At 50.0% G+C, this 1157-nt stretch carries 1 protein-coding gene; it reads right to left on the bottom strand.

The window, feature by feature from the left end; genetic code table 11:
• Positions 1 to 1045, bottom strand: a 1045-nt coding sequence (locus EKM95_RS11565; RefSeq protein WP_125698568.1) for an IS1380 family transposase, incomplete at its 3' end; no start/stop codon positions are given.
• Positions 1046 to 1157: the final 112 nt, after the last annotated feature.

Raw genomic sequence — 1157 nt, 5'->3', positions numbered from 1 at the left:
TTTGGTTCTCAGCATTGCCCCGCTGTCTATAGGTCTTGAACAAAGTCTCTGGAGCCTCGGAGGCCAGGCTGGTCACTACGAATGCGTGGTTCCAGGGAACTAGCTCATCTGCCGTATGAGTAGAACATACGATAACACGGCGAGCTTTACCCCATGACGCGGCCTGATACTTGAATTCGTGGTAGACGCATTTGCTCTCTTCATATTTTGGAGGGCAATCCACTAAGGCCGTTTCTGCCAGCTTCCCAAGCTTTGAATTTGCCTTGAGTCGAACCAAAAAGTCGACGCCATGTGTGTCGCACATCTCGTAAAATTTTGGCGCAGCAAACCCCGAATCGCCTCGAATGATGACGCTGGTGCTTTGAGGGAGCGCCGATAGGCGCGAAAAAGTTGTCTCGACGAACTTATCGGCTTCCTTGCCGGTGTACTCATTGCCAGGGCGCATCAAGGCGTCTAAGAGCAACCCGGACTCTTGATCAAATACAACCTGAGGATGATATCCATAGGCCATATAGTGAGCGTTGAAGGCGGACCGTTCTTGATTACCGAAAGTATCACAATGCGTTGAGTCTATATCCAGCACGAAGCGGGATTGACCACTAAGACGGAAAGCCAAGGCGGCTACTTGCCAGATAAGCTTCCGAAAGTCATCTAGGTCGGCGTCTTCAAGGCGCTTGAAAAACCGTGAAAGTGAGGGCTGTGAGACTAGCCGAAAGCTACCCAAGGTGGCCGCCAGTACGGGATCACGTTGCCAGTCATTGGCACTACTGTCATGTAAATACCCGGCAACGTCGAGCAACAATTTTTCCAAGAAGATGTCGATCATCGAGGCCTTCCAGAATCGTCGTTGGTCTGGTAACTTGAGGCACTGATTGGCAAGTTGCCTAAAGTTGATACGATGAAGAAACTCTTGGAACAAAACGAGCCCGGCGTCATTTGAAAGTTGACCGCCGTCGGCGGTCATAGTCACATTGGTATTGCATTGCAGGGATAAGCTGGTTAAAGTTGAGATGGTGTGAAGCCTCGCTTTCGTGATGGTTTTCATCGACTCAACCTTAGCATATAGGCGCACCCAATGGGTGAAACACCAAAGCAGCGCAGTCCCGTGTGAATCATGGGATTGCGCTGCTTTTTTGAAATTCTATGAATAATCCAGG

The organism is Lacticaseibacillus yichunensis (genome assembly GCF_003946405.1).
GTDB classification, from domain to species: domain Bacteria; phylum Bacillota; class Bacilli; order Lactobacillales; family Lactobacillaceae; genus Lacticaseibacillus; species Lacticaseibacillus yichunensis.
Note: the sequence above shows the minus strand (reverse complement) of the source record. Positions and strands in the feature narration are given on the sequence as shown.